Annotated in this window: 18 protein-coding genes; 8 read left to right on the top strand and 10 right to left on the bottom strand. The window is 64.3% G+C overall.

The window, feature by feature from the left end; genetic code table 11:
- Positions 1-6: 6 nt before the first annotated feature.
- Positions 7-1,080, bottom strand: coding sequence for an AI-2E family transporter (locus tag RIN61_RS17875; RefSeq protein ID WP_207877118.1), 1,074 nt, complete (start codon positions 1,078-1,080; stop codon positions 7-9).
- A gap of 12 nt (positions 1,081-1,092) precedes the next feature.
- Positions 1,093-2,160: a DUF2066 domain-containing protein gene (locus tag RIN61_RS17870; RefSeq protein WP_207877120.1), complete on the bottom strand. Its 1,068-nt coding sequence runs from the start codon at positions 2,158-2,160 to the stop codon at positions 1,093-1,095.
- Between the two features lie 340 nt (positions 2,161-2,500).
- Between RIN61_RS17870 and purM the strand changes: the two genes are divergently transcribed.
- The 4 genes from purM to RIN61_RS17850 all read left to right on the top strand — a co-directional run bounded on the left by purM (position 2,501) and on the right by RIN61_RS17850 (position 5,313).
- A complete protein-coding gene (gene purM, locus RIN61_RS17865; protein ID WP_087501448.1) occupies positions 2,501-3,559 on the top strand; it encodes a phosphoribosylformylglycinamidine cyclo-ligase in 1,059 nt (352 codons plus the stop codon).
- Complete coding sequence (gene purN / locus RIN61_RS17860; protein WP_313853179.1) at positions 3,559-4,212, top strand: phosphoribosylglycinamide formyltransferase; 654 nt, start codon at positions 3,559-3,561, stop codon at positions 4,210-4,212. The genes purM and purN overlap by 1 nt, the downstream gene beginning before the upstream one ends.
- Before the next feature lie 8 nt (positions 4,213-4,220).
- Positions 4,221-4,931, top strand: coding sequence for a DUF3108 domain-containing protein (locus RIN61_RS17855; protein ID WP_112251121.1), 711 nt, complete (start codon positions 4,221-4,223; stop codon positions 4,929-4,931).
- A 199-nt stretch (positions 4,932-5,130) separates the two neighbouring features.
- Positions 5,131-5,313 carry a hypothetical protein gene (locus RIN61_RS17850; protein WP_003257734.1) on the top strand — a complete coding sequence of 61 codons (183 nt, stop codon included), beginning with the start codon at positions 5,131-5,133 and terminating at the stop codon, positions 5,311-5,313.
- 45 nt (positions 5,314-5,358) lie between these two features.
- Here RIN61_RS17850 and RIN61_RS17845 read toward each other — a convergent pair whose 3' ends face one another.
- The 7 genes from RIN61_RS17845 to RIN61_RS17815 all read right to left on the bottom strand — a co-directional run bounded on the left by RIN61_RS17845 (position 5,359) and on the right by RIN61_RS17815 (position 13,752).
- A complete protein-coding gene (locus RIN61_RS17845) occupies positions 5,359-5,898 on the bottom strand; it encodes a DUF2058 domain-containing protein (RefSeq protein WP_112251119.1) in 540 nt (179 codons plus the stop codon).
- Between the two features lie 26 nt (positions 5,899-5,924).
- Positions 5,925-6,758, bottom strand: a complete 834-nt coding sequence (mazG, locus tag RIN61_RS17840) for a nucleoside triphosphate pyrophosphohydrolase (RefSeq protein ID WP_112251117.1) — start codon at positions 6,756-6,758, stop codon at positions 5,925-5,927.
- 124 nt (positions 6,759-6,882) lie between these two features.
- The gene (gene relA / locus RIN61_RS17835) at positions 6,883-9,123 is read right to left on the bottom strand and encodes a GTP diphosphokinase (RefSeq protein ID WP_112251115.1); all 2,241 of its coding nucleotides are present in this window, start codon (positions 9,121-9,123) and stop codon (positions 6,883-6,885) included.
- Between the two features lie 96 nt (positions 9,124-9,219).
- On the bottom strand, positions 9,220-10,578 hold the full coding sequence (rlmD, locus tag RIN61_RS17830; RefSeq protein WP_313853175.1) for a 23S rRNA (uracil(1939)-C(5))-methyltransferase RlmD: 1,359 nt from the start codon (positions 10,576-10,578) through the stop codon (positions 9,220-9,222).
- Positions 10,579-11,478: a cysteine synthase CysM gene (cysM, locus tag RIN61_RS17825; RefSeq protein WP_215520372.1), complete on the bottom strand. Its 900-nt coding sequence runs from the start codon at positions 11,476-11,478 to the stop codon at positions 10,579-10,581. It abuts the gene before it with no gap.
- A 159-nt stretch (positions 11,479-11,637) separates the two neighbouring features.
- Positions 11,638-13,029: a histidine kinase sensor domain-containing protein gene (locus tag RIN61_RS17820; RefSeq protein WP_313853172.1), complete on the bottom strand. Its 1,392-nt coding sequence runs from the start codon at positions 13,027-13,029 to the stop codon at positions 11,638-11,640.
- 3 nt (positions 13,030-13,032) lie between these two features.
- Positions 13,033-13,752 carry a response regulator transcription factor gene (locus tag RIN61_RS17815; protein ID WP_112251107.1) on the bottom strand — a complete coding sequence of 240 codons (720 nt, stop codon included), beginning with the start codon at positions 13,750-13,752 and terminating at the stop codon, positions 13,033-13,035.
- A gap of 193 nt (positions 13,753-13,945) precedes the next feature.
- Between RIN61_RS17815 and RIN61_RS17810 the strand changes: the two genes are divergently transcribed.
- From RIN61_RS17810 to RIN61_RS17795, 4 genes are all read left to right on the top strand, one after another.
- Entirely contained in the window at positions 13,946-16,702 is a 2,757-nt protein-coding gene (locus tag RIN61_RS17810) for a response regulator (protein WP_112251105.1), read from the top strand.
- A gap of 168 nt (positions 16,703-16,870) precedes the next feature.
- Entirely contained in the window at positions 16,871-17,860 is a 990-nt protein-coding gene (locus RIN61_RS17805; protein ID WP_112251103.1) for a 2-hydroxyacid dehydrogenase, read from the top strand.
- Positions 17,861-17,891: 31 nt separating this feature from the next.
- Entirely contained in the window at positions 17,892-18,329 is a 438-nt protein-coding gene (locus tag RIN61_RS17800) for a hypothetical protein (protein ID WP_112251101.1), read from the top strand.
- The gene (locus tag RIN61_RS17795) at positions 18,326-18,730 is read left to right on the top strand and encodes an META domain-containing protein (protein WP_112251099.1); all 405 of its coding nucleotides are present in this window, start codon (positions 18,326-18,328) and stop codon (positions 18,728-18,730) included. The genes RIN61_RS17800 and RIN61_RS17795 overlap by 4 nt, the downstream gene beginning before the upstream one ends.
- A gap of 108 nt (positions 18,731-18,838) precedes the next feature.
- Here the strand turns inward: RIN61_RS17795 and RIN61_RS17790 are convergent, their stop codons facing one another.
- Positions 18,839-19,303, bottom strand: coding sequence for a TlpA disulfide reductase family protein (locus RIN61_RS17790; protein WP_215520369.1), 465 nt, complete (start codon positions 19,301-19,303; stop codon positions 18,839-18,841).
- Positions 19,304-19,360: the final 57 nt, after the last annotated feature.

Raw genomic sequence — 19,360 nt, 5'->3', positions numbered from 1 at the left:
TCAAGCTCACAACTCCGGGTCAATATCCCCGGCATACATGTCCGATTCCTTGTACAGATCATGCACATGTCGCAGCAGCACCATGATCACCGCCGCCACCGGCAGCGCCAGCAACACCCCGGTAAAGCCGAACAGCTCACCGCCGGCCAGGATCGCGAAAATCACCGCCACCGGGTGCAGGCCGATACGATCGCCGACCAGCAGCGGGGTCAGCACCATGCCTTCCAGCGCCTGGCCGACCATGAATACCGCGACGATGCCCAGCATCGGGTACAGGTCGCCACCAAACTGGAACAGGCCAGCCACCAAGGCCGCGCCGATGCCGATGATGAAGCCCATGTACGGCACGATGGCCGCCAGCCCGGCGAGCATGCCGATCAACAGGCCCAGTTCCAGCCCCACCAGCATCAGACCCGCCGAGTAGATGATGCCCAGCGCCACCATCACCAGCAGCTGCCCACGCACGAACGCGCCCAGCACTTCGTGGCACTCTCCTGCCAGGCCGAGCACCTGCGCCTCACGCTGACGTGGCAACAGGTTGCGCAGCTTGCCCATCATCAGGTCCCAATCTCGCAGCAGGTAGAAGCCCACCACCGGGATCAGCACCATGTTGGCCAGCCAGGCCATCAGCGCCAGGCCCGAGGCGGTGGCATGGGACAGCAGCACGCCGACGATATCGGTGGTCTGGCCCATGTGCGTGCTGATGGCGGCCTTGATCTTGTCGAACTTCCAGAAGCCGTCAGCCAGGCCCAGGCGGCTCTGCACCCAGGGCAGCGCCACGTGCTCGAGCCAGTCGAGCATCTGCGGCGCCAGCTCGTACAGGCGCACCAACTGCTTGGCCAGCATCGGTATCAGCACCAGCAGCAAGGCCAGCAGCAACAGGGTGAACAGGCCGAACACCACGACTACGCCCCAGGTGCGCGACAGCCCCAGGCGCTCCAGGCGGTCGACCAGCGGGTCGGCCAGGTAGGCCAGCAGGATGCCGACCAGGAATGGGGTAAGAATGTTGTGCAGGCTGTAAAGCAGCACGGCGACCAGCAGGGCAACGCCCAGCCAGATCCAACGACGCATGTCGGTCACGGTGTGCTCCCCTTACCAGCGAAAACGCAAACCGTCGAACGGCTTGGGTGCTGACTGGGTCGGCACTGGTTGCCCGGCCCCGGCAGTGTCTGCCGGTGCTGGAGGCGCCTGCACTGCGGGCGCCTGCTCTACCGGTACTTCCTGCAGCTTGGCCAGGCCAAGCTGGGCGCGCAGCTGTTCGCGGTTGGCGGTCACATCGTAGGTCAGGGTGCTGCCCTCGGCCATTTGCAAGCGTGGGCCAAAGGGTTCGAGCACGCGGGCGAGTTCGGCGTAGCGCTGCAGATTCATCCCCTGCACTTGCACCTGCAACTGGCTGCTGGCACCTGGGCGAGTGACGTAGCGCGGCGCCAGGCGGCTGCTGAGCGCCAGCATCACGGCGTCGGCCAACGCTGCCGGGTCGGCACCCTCGGCAGTACCTTGCTCACGCTGGTCGCCCAGCCACAGCTGCCACTTGCCCTGCCACTTGCCGTCGGTTTCCCGGGCATGCACCGCCAGCAAGGCATCGGCGCCGTAGCGCCCCGAGGCTTCGCGCAGCGCCGCAGGGTCGCTGCCTTCGATCTGCTCGGCATTGGCCACCAGTTGCTCCTGCAGGTCGGCCAGCGGCAGGCGCAACGGCAAGCCACGGTGCTGAGCGGCACGGCGCAGGGGTTGGGCGCTGGCCTGGCCGTCACCGACCAGGTTGCTGCCTTCGATACTGTCGTTCAGCCACCAGCCGAGGATCGAGGGGCGGTTGCTGCCCCACAAGGCCAGGCCGGCCTTGCGCAAGGCCCGTTCGGTACTGCCTGGGTCGAACTCGACCAGCACCGATTCGGGTGGCCCTGCTTCGCTGGCGACCTGGTTGATGATTTGCTGCGGGTCCTTGCGCAGCGCGGCCAATGCCGGGCTTTGCGCCGCCTTGGGGTCGCCGGTCAGGCGCGTTACCAAGGTATCGAGGGCCTGGGTGGTAGCCGCGGCACGGGCCTCGGCGCCCTGCCCGGTGACCGGCTCGCGCACTTGATAAAGGCCGGAGACATTTTCAGCATGGGCAGTGGCCGAGATCAGGGCCAGGCAACCGACTGCCAGAATATTGAAGAAACGCATGGAGGATTCCTGTCCAGAACACATGGAGCGACGGGGCGCTGCCCTGCAGGCTGTGACCGCCACGGACAAGAAATGCTCCGTGACACCGGGCATTTCTGCCTGCCACCTTTCCTATACCTTATACAGCCACCCGCGCGGCAACCAGTCGCGGCCCATGAAAGGATGTTTTTTAATGCTTTCGGCACCTGCCCGTCGGCCTGAGGATGGCCGCTGCCCGGCAACCCTGATAAAATCGCGCGCCTTCACAGACCACTGACGTTTCAGGCAGCCGCCGCTTACCAGCCGGCCTTGGCCGTCATGGTCGTTTTTAAGAATCCCTCCCTCCTAAAGGCCTGGATCAATGAGCAAGCAACCCTCCCTGAGCTACAAGGACGCCGGTGTAGACATCGACGCCGGCGAAGCACTGGTCGAACGCATCAAGGGCGTGGCAAAACGCACCGCACGCCCTGAAGTCATGGGTGGCCTGGGCGGCTTCGGCGCCCTCTGCGAGATCCCGGCCGGCTACAAGCAGCCGGTGCTGGTCTCCGGCACCGACGGCGTCGGCACCAAGCTGCGCCTGGCACTGAACCTGAACAAGCACGACAGCATCGGCCAGGACCTGGTCGCCATGTGCGTCAACGACCTGGTAGTGTGCGGCGCCGAGCCGCTGTTCTTCCTCGACTACTATGCCACCGGCAAACTGAACGTCGACGTGGCCGCCACCGTGGTCACCGGCATCGGTGCCGGTTGCGAACTGGCCGGCTGCTCGCTGGTCGGTGGTGAAACCGCCGAAATGCCTGGCATGTACGAAGGCGAAGACTACGACCTGGCAGGCTTCTGCGTCGGCGTGGTGGAAAAGGCCGAGATCATCGACGGCTCCAAGGTTGCCACCGGCGACGCACTGATCGCCCTGCCGTCCTCGGGCCCGCACTCCAACGGCTACTCGCTGATCCGCAAGATCCTCGAAGTGTCCGCCACCGACATCGAGAACACCCAGCTGGGCGGCAAGCCGTTGACCGACCTGCTGATGGCGCCGACCCGCATCTACGTCAAGCCGCTGCTGCAACTGATCAAGAACACCGGCGCGGTCAAGGCCATGGCCCACATCACCGGTGGCGGCCTGCTGGACAACATCCCGCGCGTACTGCCTGCCAACGCCCAGGCGGTGATCGACGTGGCCAGCTGGCAGCGCCCGGCAGTGTTCGACTTCCTGCAGGAAAAAGGCAACGTCGACGAGCATGAAATGCACCGCGTACTGAACTGCGGCGTCGGCATGGTCATCTGCGTGGCCCAGGATCAGGTAGAAGCAGCCCTGAACGAACTGCGCGCCGCTGGCGAGCAGCCATGGGTGATCGGCCACATCGCCGAAGCCGCCGAGGGCGCTGCCCAGGTCGAGCTGCAGAACCTCAAGGCACACTGATGCCAAGCAAGACCTGCAATGTAGTGGTACTGCTGTCGGGCTCCGGCAGCAACCTGCAAGCCCTGATCGACAGTTGCCAAGGCCAGGACAGCCCGGTGCGCATCCGTGCGGTGGTTTCCAACCGCGCCGATGCCTACGGCCTGCAACGCGCCGCGGCGGCCGGTATCGACAGCGTCGTGCTTGAGCACACCCAGTTCGACGGCCGTGAAGCCTTCGATGCCGCGCTGATGGCGCGCATCGACGGTTTCGCCCCGGACCTGGTAGTGCTGGCCGGCTTCATGCGTATCCTCAGTGGCGACTTCGTGCGCCACTATCAGGGCCGCCTGCTCAACATCCACCCGTCGCTGCTGCCCAAGCACAAGGGCTTGCATACCCACCGCCGGGCGCTGGAGGCAGGCGACGCCGAGCACGGCTGCAGCGTACACTTCGTGACTGAGGAACTCGATGGCGGCCCACTGGTCGTACAGGCTGTGGTACCGGTGGTGCCGGACGACACCGTCGAAAGCCTGGCCCAGCGGGTTCACCGCCAGGAACACCTGATTTACCCGCTGGCGGTGCGCTGGTTCGCCGAAGGGCGCTTGCGCCTTGGCGAACAGGGTGCATTACTGGATGGCCAGCCCCTGGCGGCCAGCGGTCACTTGATTCGATCCTAGGAGAATTTATGCGTCGCGCCCTGCTCTTGGCTCTCGCCGTGCTCGCCCTGCCCCTCCAGGCAGCTGATCTGAAGCCGTTCTCGGCCAGCTATACCGCAGACTGGAAGCAACTGCCCATGAGCGGCACCGCCGAGCGCAGCCTGGTCAAGAATGCCAACGGTACCTGGGACCTTAACTTCAAGGCTTCCATGATGATCGCCAGCCTGACCGAGCAAAGCACCCTGCGCCTGGACAACGACACCCTGCTGCCGCAGAAGTACCACTTCGAGCGTGGTGGCCTGGGCAAGGCCAAGAAGGTCGACCTGACCTTCGACTGGAACAGCAAGAAGGTCACCGGCAGCGACCGTGGCGACGCCATCACCCTGCCACTGAACCGTGGCGTGCTGGACAAGTCGTCCTATCAGCTGGCCCTGCAGCACGATGTGGCCGCTGGCAAGAAGAGCATGACCTACCAGGTGGTCGACGGTGACGAGATCGACACCTACGACTTCCGCGTGCTGGGCACCGAAAAGGTCACCACCAAGACCGGCCAGGTCGATGCGGTGAAGGTCGAGCGCGTGCGCGACCCAAGCCAGAGCAAGCGCATCACCGAGCTGTGGTTTGCCAAGGACTGGGACTACCTGCTGGTGCAACTGCGCCAGGTCGAGACCGACGGCAAGGAATACGTGATCGTGCTGCAGGATGGCACGGTGGATGGCAAGCTGGTGAAGGGCAACTGAGCCAGCGCTGCCAGCAGCACCCGAAGCCCCGCCTTGCGCGGGGCTTTTTTCTGACCTCTCAAAGCTCCCACACTTGACCGCGCTCCGGCTTCCATGAAACTTGTTTCATCCCAGTTTTATTTACTTAGCCTGCTAACAAACTCTATAAAGAGGGTGTGCGACACAGTGTCGCAGTCAACTGAAGCAGTGGAGTTTAACGATGACAGTCCAAGTAACCGAACGCGACGAATCGAAAATGTCCCACGAAGGCCTGGCCGCTGGCGTGCGGATCTGGGATGTGCACCAACAAGGCCAGCTGGTGGGGATGTTCCACAACGAACATGAAGCGCACCAGTACCGTACAGAGCTGGAAAACCTGGAAAACCAGCGCGCCACGCAATGACCCCATCTTCAAATGAAAAACCCCGCCTAGGCGGGGTTTTCATGGTTACCACATCAGATCATCCGGGATCTTGTAGGCCGCGTACGGGTCGTCTTCGTCCGCTTCCTCGACATGGGTGTTCAGCAGCAGGATGCGGCTTGGGTCGCGCTCCTGGATCTTCACCGCAGCTTCACGCGGGATGACTTCGTAACCACCGGCATGCGCCACCACAGCCAGCGCGCCATTGCTCAGCTTGGTCCGCATCAGGGCATTGACGGCAATGCGCTTGACCTTCTTGTCGTCGACGAAGTTGTAGTAGTCCTCGGTGCTCAGCTTCGGCAGGCGAGTCGCTTCGATCAACTGCTTGATCTGCGCGGCGCGGGCTTTCTGCTCGGCTTTTTCCTGCTGCTGGCGGTTCAGTTCCTGGTCACGCTTGGCTTTCTCGGCCATGGCTTCCTTGGCCAGGCGCTGTTGGGTGTCGTCCACCTCGACCTGGCCTTTGTGCTCCAGGCGTTTCTGTTTCTTCTCGGCCTTGTTGGCCTGGGAAACCTGTTTCTGGTTGACCAGACCGGCTTTGAGCAGTTGGTCGCGAAGGGAAAGGCTCATGAATGTTCACTCACTTATGCAACAGCTCAGCTGCAGCTGGGCAGGTTCTTTTCCTGACGTTTGGCTTCGCCCCAAAGGGCGTCCAGTTCGTCAAGGTTACAATCTTCGATGGATCGCCCACTGTCGCGCAATGCCTGTTCGATGAAGCGGAAACGCCGCTCGAACTTGCGGTTGGCACGGCGCAAGGCGTGTTCCGGGTCCTGCTTGAGGTGACGGGCCAGGTTGACGGCGGCGAACAGCAGGTCGCCGACTTCATCCTCGAGCGCATCGGCATCGCCATCGGCCATGGCCTGCAGCACTTCGTCCAGCTCTTCGCGGACCTTGTCCAGCACCGGCAATGCCGCAGGCCAGTCGAAACCGACCGTGGCCGCGCGCTTTTGCAGTTTGGCTGCCCGCGACAACGCCGGCAATGCCGCTGGTACGTCATCGAGCAACGACAGCTGTTCGGGCTGGCTCTTTTCCGCGCGCTCTTCAGCCTTGATTTCTTCCCAGCGTGACTTGACCTGGGCCTCGCTCAGGCTGGGGGTGTCCACCGGCGCGTACAGCTCGCCGGTGGGGAATACATGCGGGTGACGGCGAATGAGCTTGCGGGTGATGCTGTCGACCACGCCGTCGAACTCGAAACGCCCCTCCTCGCGGGCCAGCTGGCTGTAGTAGACCACCTGGAACAGCAGGTCGCCCAGCTCACCTTGCAGATGCTCGAAGTCGCCGCGCTCGATGGTGTCGGCAACCTCGTAGGCCTCTTCGATGGTGTGCGGGACGATGCTCGCGTAGTTCTGCTTCAGGTCCCACGGGCAGCCGTACTGCGGGTCGCGCAGGCGGGCCATGAGGTGCAGCAGGTCGTCGAGGGTGTAGGTCATGTAAGCAGGTCCTTCGGCGATGGCTTCTTCGCGGGTGAACCCGCTCCCACAGGAAAAGTGCACATTTGAAGACTTGCACCATCCCTGTGGGAGCGGGTTTACCCGCGAAGCAGGCGCCGCGGTCTCAAGGGGTACGATTACGCCGCGTCTCGATGATATTCGGCAACTGCGAGATCCGCCCCAGCAAGCGCCCGAGCGCGTCCAGGCCCGGAATCTCGATGGTCAGCGACATCAGCGCGGTGTTGTCTTCCTTGTTCGAGCGGGTGTTCACCGCCAGCACGTTGATCTTCTCGTTCAGCAGCACTTGCGACACATCACGCAGCAAGCCCGGGCGGTCATAGGCACGAATGACGATGTCGACCGGATAAGTCTGCACAGGGATCGGCCCCCAGCTGACCTGGATCATGCGCTCCGGTTCCTTGCCCGCCAACTGCAGCACCGAGGCGCAGTCCTGGCGGTGGATGCTCACGCCGCGGCCCTGAGTGATGTAGCCGACGATGGCGTCGCCCGGCAGCGGCTGGCAGCAGCCGGCCATCTGCGTCAGCAGGTTGCCGACACCCTGGATCTGGATGTCACCACGCTTGCCGGTGCGCGGCCCGGTAGGCTTGCGCGGTACCAGTTCGATCTGCTCGATGCGCTCGGGCTCCAGCAACTGCTGGGCGGCGTTGACCAGGTGCGCCAGGCGCAGGTCGCCGGCACCGAGCGAGGCAAACATGTCCTCGGCGGTCTTGACGTTGGTCTTTTCGGCCAGGCGCTCGAAATCCACCTGCGGCAGGCCCAGGCGGCTGAGCTCGCGTTCGAGCAAGGTCTTGCCGGCGGCAACGTTCTGGTCACGAGCCTGCAGCTTGAACCAGTGCACGATCTTGGCCCGCGCCCGCGAAGTGGTGACGTAGCCCAGGTTGGAGTTCAACCAGTCACGGCTGGGGTTGCCGTGCTTGCTGGTAATGATCTCGACCTGCTCGCCGGTCTGCAGGCTGTAGTTGAGCGGTACGATACGCCCGTTGATCTTGGCGCCGCGGCAGTTGTGGCCGATTTCGGTGTGCACGCGGTAGGCGAAGTCCAGCGGCGTGGCACCCTTTGGCAAGTCGATGGCGTGGCCGTCCGGGGTAAATACATAAACCCGATCCGGCTCGATGTCGACCCGCAACTGCTCGGCCAGGCCACCGATGTCGCCCAGCTCTTCGTGCCACTCCAGCACCTGACGCAGCCAGGAGATCTTCTCTTCGTAATGGTTGGAACTGGGCTTGACGTCGGTGCCCTTGTAGCGCCAGTGGGCGCAAACCCCAAGCTCGGCTTCCTCGTGCATGCCGTGGGTACGGATCTGCACTTCCAGCACCTTGCCCTCGGGGCCGATCACCGCGGTGTGCAGCGAGCGATAGCCGTTCTCCTTGGGGTTGGCGATGTAGTCGTCGAACTCCTTGGGGATGTGTCGCCACAGCGTGTGCACGATACCCAGCGCGGTGTAGCAGTCGCGGATTTCCGGCACCAGCACGCGTACCGCGCGCACGTCGTAGATCTGGCTGAATTCCAGGCCTTTGCGCTGCATCTTGCGCCAGATCGAATAGATATGCTTCGCCCGGCCGCTGATGTCGGCCTTGACGCCAGTGGCCAGCAGCTCGTTCTGCAGCTGGTTCATCACCTCGCTGATGAAGCGCTCGCGGTCCAGGCGACGCTCGTGCAGCAGCTTGGCGATCTGTTTGTACTGGTCGGGTTCGAGGTAGCGGAAGGACAGGTCTTCCAGCTCCCACTTGATGTGGCCGATACCCAGACGGTGCGCCAGCGGCGCATAGATATCGAACACCTCGCGCGCGACACGCAGGCGTTTCTCGTCGTCGGCTGCCTTGACCGCACGGATCGCGCAGGTGCGCTCGGCCAGCTTGATCAGCGCCACGCGCACATCGTCGACCATGGCCACGAGCATCTTGCGCAGGTTCTCGACCTGCGCCTGCGAGCCCAGCACCAGCGACTGGCGCGGGCTGAGGCTGGCGCTGATGGCGGCCATGCGCAGCACCCCGTCGATCAGCTTGGACACCACCGGGCCAAAGCGCTGGCTGACCTCGGCCAGGGTCACCTTGCCCTCGCGCACCGAGCGGTAGATGACCGCCGCCACCAGGGAATCCTGGTCGAGCTTGAGGTCGGCGAGGATTTCAGCGATCTCCAGGCCCGCCTGGAAGCTAGACGTACCGTCCGCCCAGGAATGCTTGGCCGGGTTGCCCTTTTTCTCGACCTCATGGGCAAACTCGCAGGCCTCTTTCAACGCTGCGCGATCCAGTGCCGAATCGACGCTTACCACATGGTCCAACCATGCTTCGAGATTGATACTGCCGTCGGTGTTGACCGGCTGGTGCACTCTCACCTGTACCATCTTTGTTTTACCTTTCCATACAGCACACCACTCGGGTGCGCTGGCGATCACCGTGCGGCCACCATTCCGTGGAGACCGCACCAAGGGGCCAGTCAGCTAGCCCGCTTCGAATAACGCCATGGCCTCGACATGCGCCGTCTGAGGAAACATGTCGAGAATCCCGGCCCTTTTTAACCGGTACCCCTGGCCGACCAGCACCTGGGCGTCTCGCGCCAGCGTGGCCGGGTTGCACGATACATAGACCAGCCTTCTGGCCTTGAGGCGGGCGATGCCTTGCACCACCTCGAAAGCACCGTCGCGCGGTGGATCCAAGAGTACCGCAGAAAAGCCCTCGGCGGCCCATCCGGCGCCCGCCAAAGGCTGCGATAAATCGGCCTGAAAAAACCGTGCGTTATGCACATTGTTGTTCCGGGCATTGGCCGCGGCCCGATCGACCATGGCCTGCACGCCTTCCACTGCCACCACCTCACGCGCCTGACGGGCCAGCGGCAGGGCGAAGTTGCCCAGGCCGCAGAACAGGTCCAGCACGCGCTCGTCGGCCTGGGGTGCGAGCCAGGCCAGGGCCTGCTCGATCATCGCCGTGTTGACCTGGGCATTTACCTGCACGAAGTCACCTGGGCGCCAGGCCAGTTCCAGCTGCCAGGGCGCCAGGGCAAAGCCCAACTGCGCGGCCGGGTCCACTGGCGCCGGCTCTCCTTCACCCTGCAGCCACAGCTGGGCGTTGGCCTGTTCGCAGAACGCCTGCAACCTGGCCAGGTCTTCGGCGGGCAACGGCGCGACATGGCGCACCAGCAGCGCCTCGGCAGTACCGCTGAACAGTTCCACATGGCCCAGCGCCTGAGGCTTGCTCAGCGAGCGCAGCACGGTAGGCAGGTGGCGCAGAATCGATTGCAAGGGCTGTACCAGCACCGCGCAATCGTCGATGGCAATGATGTCCTGACTGGCCTCGGCGCGGAAGCCGACCTCCAGCTGGCGCGCCTTGACGTCCCAGCGCACTGCCACGCGGGCGCGACGCCGGTAGCCGAACTCGGGCCCGCTCAGCGGTGCAGCCCATTCCTCGGGCTGCACGCCGGCCACCCGCTGCAGCTGCTCGGCCAGGGTGCGTTGCTTGAGCGCCAGCTGCGCTTCGTGCGGCAGGTGCTGCAGACTGCAGCCTCCGCAGCGCTCGTAATATCGGCACGGAGCCTGACGGCGTTCGGGGCTGGCCTGCAGCAAGCGCTCCAGGCGGGCCTCGACCACTTTGCCACGGGCATTGAGCACCCGCGCCTCTACAGCCTCCCCGGCCAGGGCGCCACTGACGAACCAGGTGCGCCCTTCGTGGAAGGCAATGCCGCGGCCGTCACCGGCCAGGCGCTCGATTTCCAGGCGCTGTTTCTTGCCCACCGGGACCTGGGGGCTGCGGTTGCCGCCGGCCGGCTGAAAGCGCAGGCCGCTGTTGCTTTTCTTCTTGGACATTTAGCTCGGGTCGAACAGGCCGGTGGACAGGTAACGGTCGCCGCGATCGCAGATGATCGCGACCATCGTGGCATTTTCCACCTCGCGGGACAGACGCAGCATGGCTGCAACTGCACCACCGGAAGACACACCGCAGAAAATGCCCTCTTCACGGGCAAGGCGGCGGGTGGTTTCCTCGGCTTCCTGCTGCGACATGTCGACCACGCGGTCGACGCGGCTGGCGTCGAAGATTTTCGGCAGGTATTCCTCGGGCCAGCGGCGGATGCCCGGAATGGCCGAGCCTTCCATTGGTTGCAGACCGATGATCTGCACCGCCGGGTTCTGTTCCTTGAGGTACTGCGAGCAGCCCATGATGGTACCGGTGGTACCCATGGAACTGACGAAATGGGTGATGGTGCCCTGGGTCTGCTGCCAGATCTCGGGGCCAGTGCTGTTGTAGTGAGCGATAGGGTTGTCGCCGTTGGCGAACTGGTCCAGCACCAGCCCGCGGCCTTCGCCCTGCAGCTTCTCGGCCAGGTCACGGGCGCCTTCCATGCCCTCTTCCTTGGTCACCAGGATCAGCTCGGCGCCGTAGGCGGTCATGGCAGCCTTGCGCTCGGCGGTGGAGTTGTCGGGCATGATCAGGATCATCTTGTAGCCCTTGATCGCCGCAGCCATCGCCAGGGCGATGCCGGTGTTGCCGGAGGTGGCTTCGATCAGAGTATCGCCGGGCTTGATCTGGCCGCGCAGTTCGGCGCGGGTGATCATCGACAGTGCCGGGCGGTCCTTTACCGAGCCGGCGGGATTGTTACCTTCGAGCTTGAGCAGGAGGGTGTTGCTGGTTTCGCCAGCAATACGCTGCAGGCGAACCAGGGGCGTATTGCCGACGCAATCGGCGATGGTTGGGTACTGCAAGGTCATGGCGTATTTCACAATCCGGACGGCAGGGGTGCCTATCATACCGGCAAACCCTTCGCGGCCATATCACGCAATCTGTGGTGAATATAGCTACAAGTTATATCGATAACCTGTACCAGCCCTTTCGCGGGTGAACCCGCTCCCACAGGGATTGCGCTGCATTCAAGATAACTGCTGTACCTGTGGGAGCGGGCGTGCCCGCGAAGAGGCCGGCACATGTAACGGCAAGCGCATCCACAACCGCAGCCCGCGCTTGCCATTCTCCGCCCACAAGGTGCCGCCCTGGCGCTGGATCGCACTGCGGGCAATGCTCAACCCCAGGCCGAAACCGCCATCTCCTGGCCGCGAACCGTCCAGCCGCGAGAACGGCGCAAAAATCCGCTCCAGGTCTTCTTCAGCCACGCCACCGCCCTCGTCTTCCAGCCACAACCTCCAATACCCGCCTTCACGTTGCCCACCGAGGCGCACCACACCATCGGCCGGCGAATGACGAATGGCGTTGCGCAACAGGTTTTCCAGCGCCTGGGCCAGGTGGTTGAGGTTGCCCTGCACCCAGCAGTCGGCCGGCACTTCGCAGCGCAGCCGCGCCAGCGACCAGCCGCTTTCATAGCTGGCATTCTCGGCCAGCAGCTCCCACAGCGCCTGCACCTCGATCGGCTCCAGGTTCATCGGCGCACGTTCGGCGTCCTGCCAGGCCAGTTGCAGGGTGTCCTCGACCAGCTGCTGCATGCAGTCCACCTCCCGCGTCAGGCGTTCACGCAGGCGTTGCAGGTCGGATTCGCCATCGCAGGCCACACGCAGCCGGCTCAGTGGCGTACGCATTTCGTGGGACAGGTCACGCAGCAACTGCTGCTGCATGGTTACCGTGCCCTGCAGCCGCTCGGCCATCTGGTCGAAGGCTCGGGCCAGTTCGCCCAGCTCGTCATGCCGGGCGATGGTGCGTGGATCGAGGCGCGCCGACAGCTGGTCGGCGCGCCAGGCGTTGGCCTGCTCGCGCAACTGGTTCAACGGCACGATGAGCATGCGATAAAGGCCCACGCACAACAGCAGGGTAAACAGGCCGGGAATGATGCCGTTGGTGACGATGCGCCACAGCATGCGGTATTGGCCGGGGTTGAAGCGCTGCGGCAGTTCGATCACCAGCATGCCCTGCTCCGGTGCCCCCGGGAACGGTATGCGCAGCCATGGCTGCTCGACGCTGCGCCGGCTCATCGGCCAGTCGACACCACGCAGGCGGGTGAGCCGCTGCATGATCTGCGGGTCGAGGCTGGCGCTGTCCAGCGGCCGCAGGTTGAGGTCGAGTACGCCAACCCAGCCGCGTTCGCGCTGGTGCATCGCCGTCACCCACCTGTCCAGCCCCATCCGCCCGCCACTGCGCCAGGCCTGCTCGGCCTCGGCAGCATAGCCACGCAAGGCCTGCCGCGCCGGCTCCGAGAGGAAAGCGTTCTGGGTTTCCATGTGCCGGCCCCAGGTGTAGCTGAGGCCGATCATCAGCAGGCAGAAGCCCACCAACAGGATGGCCAGCTTCCAGAACAGCGAATGGCGGTCGAGCATGGGTCACTCCGCCTCGCTGGCGCTGAGTACGTAGCCCTTGCCCCACACGGTGCGGATCTGCCGTTCGTGATAGCCGATGCCCTTGAGCTTGCGACGGATCTGGCTGACGTGCATGTCCAGGCTGCGATCATGCCGCGAATAGCCTCGCTGCAGCACTTGCTGGTAGAGGAACGGCTTGCTCAGCACTTCGTCGAGGTTGCGGTTGAGGATGTCGAGCAGGCGGAACTCGCTGGGGGTCAGCCCGGCCAGGCGACCCTCCAGGCGCACGTCGTACAGTCCCTCGTCGTATTGCAGTTCGCCACTGGCGGCATGCGCGTGCGGGGCTTGATGGCGTCGTTCGAGGGCCACGCGGCGCAGTATTGCTTCGATGCGTACCTGCAGCTCGGCCATGCTGAACGGCTTGGGCAGATAGTCGTCGGCACCGCGCTGGAAACCGCTGATGCGGTCGGCCTCGGCACCCAGCGCCGACATCAGGATCACCGGCGTGGCACTACGCTTGCGCAACTGCGCCAGGGCATCCAGACCGTTGAGCCCGGGCAGCAGGATGTCCATAAGCACCACATCGAAAGCCTGGCGGCCTGCCGTTTCCAGACCCTCCAATCCATTGCGGCACCAGGTCACCTGGAAACCGCCGCGCTGCAGCTCTTCGTGCAGGTAGGCACCGAGAACGGGGTCATCCTCGATGGCAAGGATGTTGGAATTGTGAATAGCTACAGGATTCATTGGCAACTGCCATGCATTCTCAATCGCGTGATTATTGAGTATCCAGCGCCTGCCAGGCAACCGCCCTGCGACCAATGCCCCTGCAAGGGCGCAAAACACATACTAAAGAGGTGCAATAGCACTGCAGGCGGAGTAACTTCCCGGCTTGGCCGTCATTGCGTGACGGTGTCCAGGCACATGACAGGAGGCGAGTGTGCTCGATCGCTTGGGAATTCGCAGCCGGGTCCTGCTGCTGGCTCTGCTGCCGGCCGGCCTGATGGCCCTGGTGCTGGGTAGTTACTTCACCTGGCTGCAACAGAACGACCTCCGCACCCAGTTGCTGCAACGCGGCAAGATGATCGCCGAGCAACTGGCGCCGCTGGCTGCGCCCGCCATGGCCAAGCTGGCACCGGCGCAACTGGAGCGTATTGCCGCGCAAACCCTGGAGCAGGCGGATGTGCGCGCGGTCGCCTTCCTGGCCCCTGACCGCACGCGTCTGGCCCACGCTGGCCCGAGCATGCTCAACCAGCCGCCCAGCGGCGGCACCGGCACCCAACTGCTGCAACGCAGCGGCAATGATGCCACCCGCTACCTGATGCCGGTGTTCGGCCACCATCGCGACCTGGCCACCGATGCCGTGCCGGCCGAAACCGAACGCCTGCTGGGCTGGGTCGAGATCGAGCTGTCCCACGACGGCACCCTGCTGCGCGGCTACCGCAACCTGTTCACCAGCCTGTTGCTGATTCTCGCCTGCCTGGTGCTCAGCGGCTTGCTGGCACTGCGCATGAGCCGCACCATCAACGACCCGATCAAGCGCATCAAGCACGCGGTCAACCAGCTCAAGGACGGCCACCTCGAGGAACGCCTGCCGGCCATGGGCAGCCATGAGCTGGACGAGCTGGCGCGCGGCATCAACCGCATGGCCGAAACCCTGCACAACGCCCACGAAGAGCTGCAACACAGCATCGATCAGGCCACCGAGGACGTGCGCCAGAACCTGGAAACCATCGAGATCCAGAACATCGAGCTGGACATGGCGCGCAAGGAGGCCCTGGAGGCCAGCCGCATCAAGTCGGAATTCCTGGCCAACATGAGCCACGAAATCCGCACCCCGCTCAACGGCATCCTCGGTTTCACCCACCTGCTGCAGAAAAGCGAGCTGACACCACGCCAGCTGGACTACCTGAGCACCATCGAGAAGTCCGCCGACAACCTGCTCGGGATCATCAACGAGATCCTCGATTTCTCCAAGATCGAGGCCGGCAAGCTGGTGCTCGACAGCATCCCCTTCAACCTGCGCGACCTGATCCAGGACACCCTGACCATCCTCGCCCCGGCCGCCCACGCCAAGCAGCTGGAGCTGCTCAGCCTGATCTACCGCGATACCCCGTCGTCGCTGATCGGCGACCCGTTGCGGCTCAAGCAGATCCTTACCAACCTGGTCAGCAACGCCATCAAGTTCACCCGCGAGGGCACCATCGTCGTGCGCGCCATGCTCGAAGACGAGCACGAAGACAGTGCGCAACTACGCATCAGCGTGCAGGACACCGGCATCGGCCTGTCGCCGCAGGATGTGCGTACGCTGTTCCAGGCCTTCAGCCAGGCCGACAACTCGCTGGCCCGCCAGCCTGGCGGCACTGGCCTGGGGCTGGTGATTTCCAAGCGCCTGATCGAACAGATGGGCGGCGAAATCGGTGTCGACAGCACCCCGGGCGAGGGTTCGCAGTTCTGGATCAGCCTGAACCTGCCCAAAGCCCACGACGGTGTCGAGGACCTGCCGCTGCAACCGCTGCTGGGTCGCCGCGCAGCCATCGTCGATGGCCACGAACTGGCGCGCCAGGCGTTGGAACACCAGCTGGAGGACTGCGGCCTCAGCGTCAGCCTGTTCCCCTCCTTCGACCAGTTGCTGCAGGGCGTGCAAGCTGCCAGCCAGGCCGGCCTGCCATTCGACTTCGCCGTGCTCGGCGCCAACCTTGGCAACCTGTCGCCCGAGCAGCTGGGCCATTACCACCAGCAGCTCGAACGCTACCATTGCCAGTGCGTGGTGCTGTGCCCGACCACCGAGCAGGCGCTCTACCATCCGTACCTGCCCAACGGCCATGGCCAGTTGTTGTCCAAGCCGACCTGCACGCGCAAACTGCGCCGCCTGTTGCTGGAACTGCTACAACCGCGCCGCCCGCAAGGCGAGGTGAACAGCGTCAACGGCCAGCGCCAGCCGAAAATCCTCTGCGTCGACGACAACCCCGCCAACCTGTTGCTGGTGCAGACCCTGCTCGAAGACATGGGCGCCGAGGTGCTGGCCGTCGACAACGGCTATGCGGCGGTGCAGGCGGTGCAGGACGAGCCGTTCGACCTGGTGCTGATGGACGTGCAGATGCCGGGCATGGACGGCCGCGCCTGCACCGAACAGATCCGCCTGTGGGAAAACACCCAAAGCAGCAACCCGCTGCCGATCGTCGCCCTCACCGCCCACGCCATGGCCAACGAGAAACGCGCGTTGCTGCACGGTGGCATGGACGACTATCTGACCAAGCCGATCAGCGAACGGCAACTGGCCCAGGTGGTGATGAAATGGACCGGCCTGAGCCTGGGCGCACCACAGCAGGAACGCCTGGCCGAGCAACTGGACAACAGTGATGACCTGAAGGTGCTGGACCCCGAGGAAGGCCTGCGCCTGGCCGCCGGCAAAGCAGACCTGGCGGCCGATATGCTGAGCATGCTGCTGAACTCGCTGGAAGCCGACCGCGAAGCCATACGCGCCGCCCGCGAGGCCGACGACCGCAACGGCCTGATCGAACAGGTGCACCGCCTGAACGGCGCCTCGCGTTATTGCGGCGTGCCGCAGTTGCGGGCCGCGTGCCAGCGCAGCGAAACCTTGCTCAAGCAGGAAAACCCGCTGGCACAACAGGCACTGGATGAACTGGATGCGGCGATCAACCGCTTGGCGGCGCAGGCCAGATTGAGCGCCTGACCAACGCGGTCTTGGTAGGAGCGGCCTTGTGTCGCGAAAGGGCCGCAAGGCGGCCCCGGCGATCGTCGCCATGGCATAGAACCTGGGGCCGCTCCGCGCCCCTTTTGCGACACAAGGCCGCTCCTACAGGGCCTGTGTCGTTAATGAGTCATGTATAAGGAATCAAACATGCGCGCCCTGTTGTTCAGCAGCCAGCACTACGACCAGGAAAGCTTCACCCGGGCCGCCAGCGGCACCACCCTGGACCTGCACTTCCAGCCCGCCCGCCTGACCCTCGACACCGCGGCCCTGGCCGATGGCTACGAGGTGGTCTGCGCCTTCATCAATGACGAGCTCGACGCCCAGGTGCTGCAGCGCCTGGCCGCAGGCGGCACACGCCTGGTCGCCCTGCGTTCGGCCGGCTACAACCATGTCGACCTGGCCACCGCCCAGCGCCTGGGCCTGACCGTGGTGCGAGTGCCGGCCTATTCGCCGCACGCCGTGGCCGAACACGCCGTGGCGCTGATCCTGGCCCTGAACCGGCGCCTGCACCGGGCCTACAACCGCACCCGCGAGGGTGACTTCACCCTGCACGGGCTTACCGGTTTCGACCTGCATGGCAAGACCGTCGGCGTGGTTGGTACCGGCCAGATCGGCACCGCGTTCGCCCGCATCATGGCCGGTTTTGGCTGCCAGTTGCTGGCCTATGACCCCTACCCCAACCCCGAGCTGCTGGCCCTGGGCGCGCGCTACCTGCCATTGCCCGAGTTGCTGCGCGAAGCCCGCGTCATCAGCCTGCACTGCCCGCTGACCGAACACACCCGGCACCTGATCAATGCACAAAGCCTGGCCCAGTTGCAGCCCGGCGCCATGCTGATCAACACCGGCCGCGGCGCGCTGGTCGACACCCCGGCGCTGATCGACGCGCTGAAGAGCGGCCAGCTCGGCTACCTGGGCCTGGACGTCTACGAAGAAGAAGCCCAGCTGTTCTTCGAGGACCGCTCCGACCTGCCGCTACAGGACGACGTACTGGCCCGCCTGTTGACCTTCCCCAACGTGATCATCACCGCCCACCAGGCGTTCCTTACCCGCGAGGCACTGGATGCCATCGCCGCGACCACGCTGGACAACATCAACCGCTGGGCGGCAGGCAATCCACAGAATCTGGTGATGGGTTAGTGCTAGGATACGCGGCATTTCTGGAGGACCCATGGTCGAGCACGATTTCCGCTACACCCTTTTCAACCCGCAACACACGCTTATCGAGTGCCGCGCCCTGGTGCCGGGCCGCTATCAGGTCACCGGCAACGGCGGCTCGATGCACATAGGCGACACCCTGCTGGTCACCCTCAAGGGCAGCAAGGACTTGTCCATGCGCCTGACAGTGGAGAGCGTACGCCACCTGATCAACCCGCGCGGCCAGTGGGTTGCCGTGGCCAGCGGCCCGGTGTTCAACGAACTGGAAATCCTCACCTGGCAGGTCGCGTGCGACAGCTGCGACGCCGTGCTGGACTTCGAGTTCGCGGTGGACGCCAAGCTGGGCAAGAAAGCCCGCCAGCCTGCAGCCAGCGCGCGCGTAGCCGAGCTGGGCTGGGCCAGCCGTGGCGAAAAACACCTGTGCCCGCGTTGCCAGGAGAGCGCCGAGTGAAGAATCTGCTGACCGGCGTGCTGATTGCCAGCGGCCTGCTCGGCTGCGCCGCGGAACCTTCGAAACTGCAGCAGGAGCGCAGCTACGTGCTGGAGTGGATTGGCGAACGACCACTGATCGACTACAGCCACCTGACCCTGACCCTGGCCAGCGATGGCCGTGCCTATGGCAACGGCGGCTGCAACCACTGGTTCGCGCCGTACACACTGGACGGCGAGCACCTGAGCTTCGGCAAGGTCGGCAAGACCCGCAAGCTCTGCGCACCGGCGTTGATGGAGCAGGAAAAGCGCTTCCTGCAGGCGCTGGAAACGGTGCAGCGCTGGGATGTGTCGCCTATCGAGCAGGTGCGTTTCTGGCCGGCCGAAGGCAAGCCGCTGCGCTTCTGGCCTGAGGAAGGCTGACCGATCCTCTGGCCTCTTCGCGGGTAAACCCGCTCCCACAGGTTCGGCGCAGGCTTTGAAAGCGGCGCTGTACCTGTGGGAGCGGGTTTACCCGCGAAGCTTTCTGGATCAGGCGCCTTTCAGGGCCTTGATCCTGGCCTGCAGCCCTTCCAGGGTCTGCTCGCCCATCAGCTGCTCCCGCACCTTGCCCTTGTCATCGATGATGTAGGTCACCGGCAATGCCTCGCTACGTGGCAGGTCATAGCGTTCGGCCGGGTCCTGTGCCAATACGGTGAAGGCGATGCCCAGGGTTTCGGCAGCCTGCTTGAGCTCCTGCCCCTGCAAGCCGTCGAAGTTCACACCCACCACCTTGATACCGTCGGCCGCCCACTGCTTGGCTGCCGCGTTCAGTTCAGGGATTTCGGTACGGCACGGTCCGCACCATTCGGCCCAGTAATTGAGCACCAGCCAGTGCCCATCGAGTTGTTCGGCCGTAATCGTATTACCGTGTTGGTCCACGCCATAATCGGCACCGCAACCACCGAGCAACAGGCTCGCGGTGATGGCCAGTACTGCTGCCAGACGCCTTGCCATGGGTCAATCCTTCTCGAGTTTTAAAGCAAATTGGTCAGTCGCTGCGGTTAGAATAGC

Source organism: Pseudomonas inefficax, assembly GCF_032164165.1.
Taxonomy (GTDB): Bacteria; Pseudomonadota; Gammaproteobacteria; order Pseudomonadales; family Pseudomonadaceae; genus Aquipseudomonas; species Aquipseudomonas inefficax.
The sequence above is the reverse complement of the archived record's forward strand: the minus strand, read 5'-3'. Positions and strand labels throughout refer to the sequence as shown.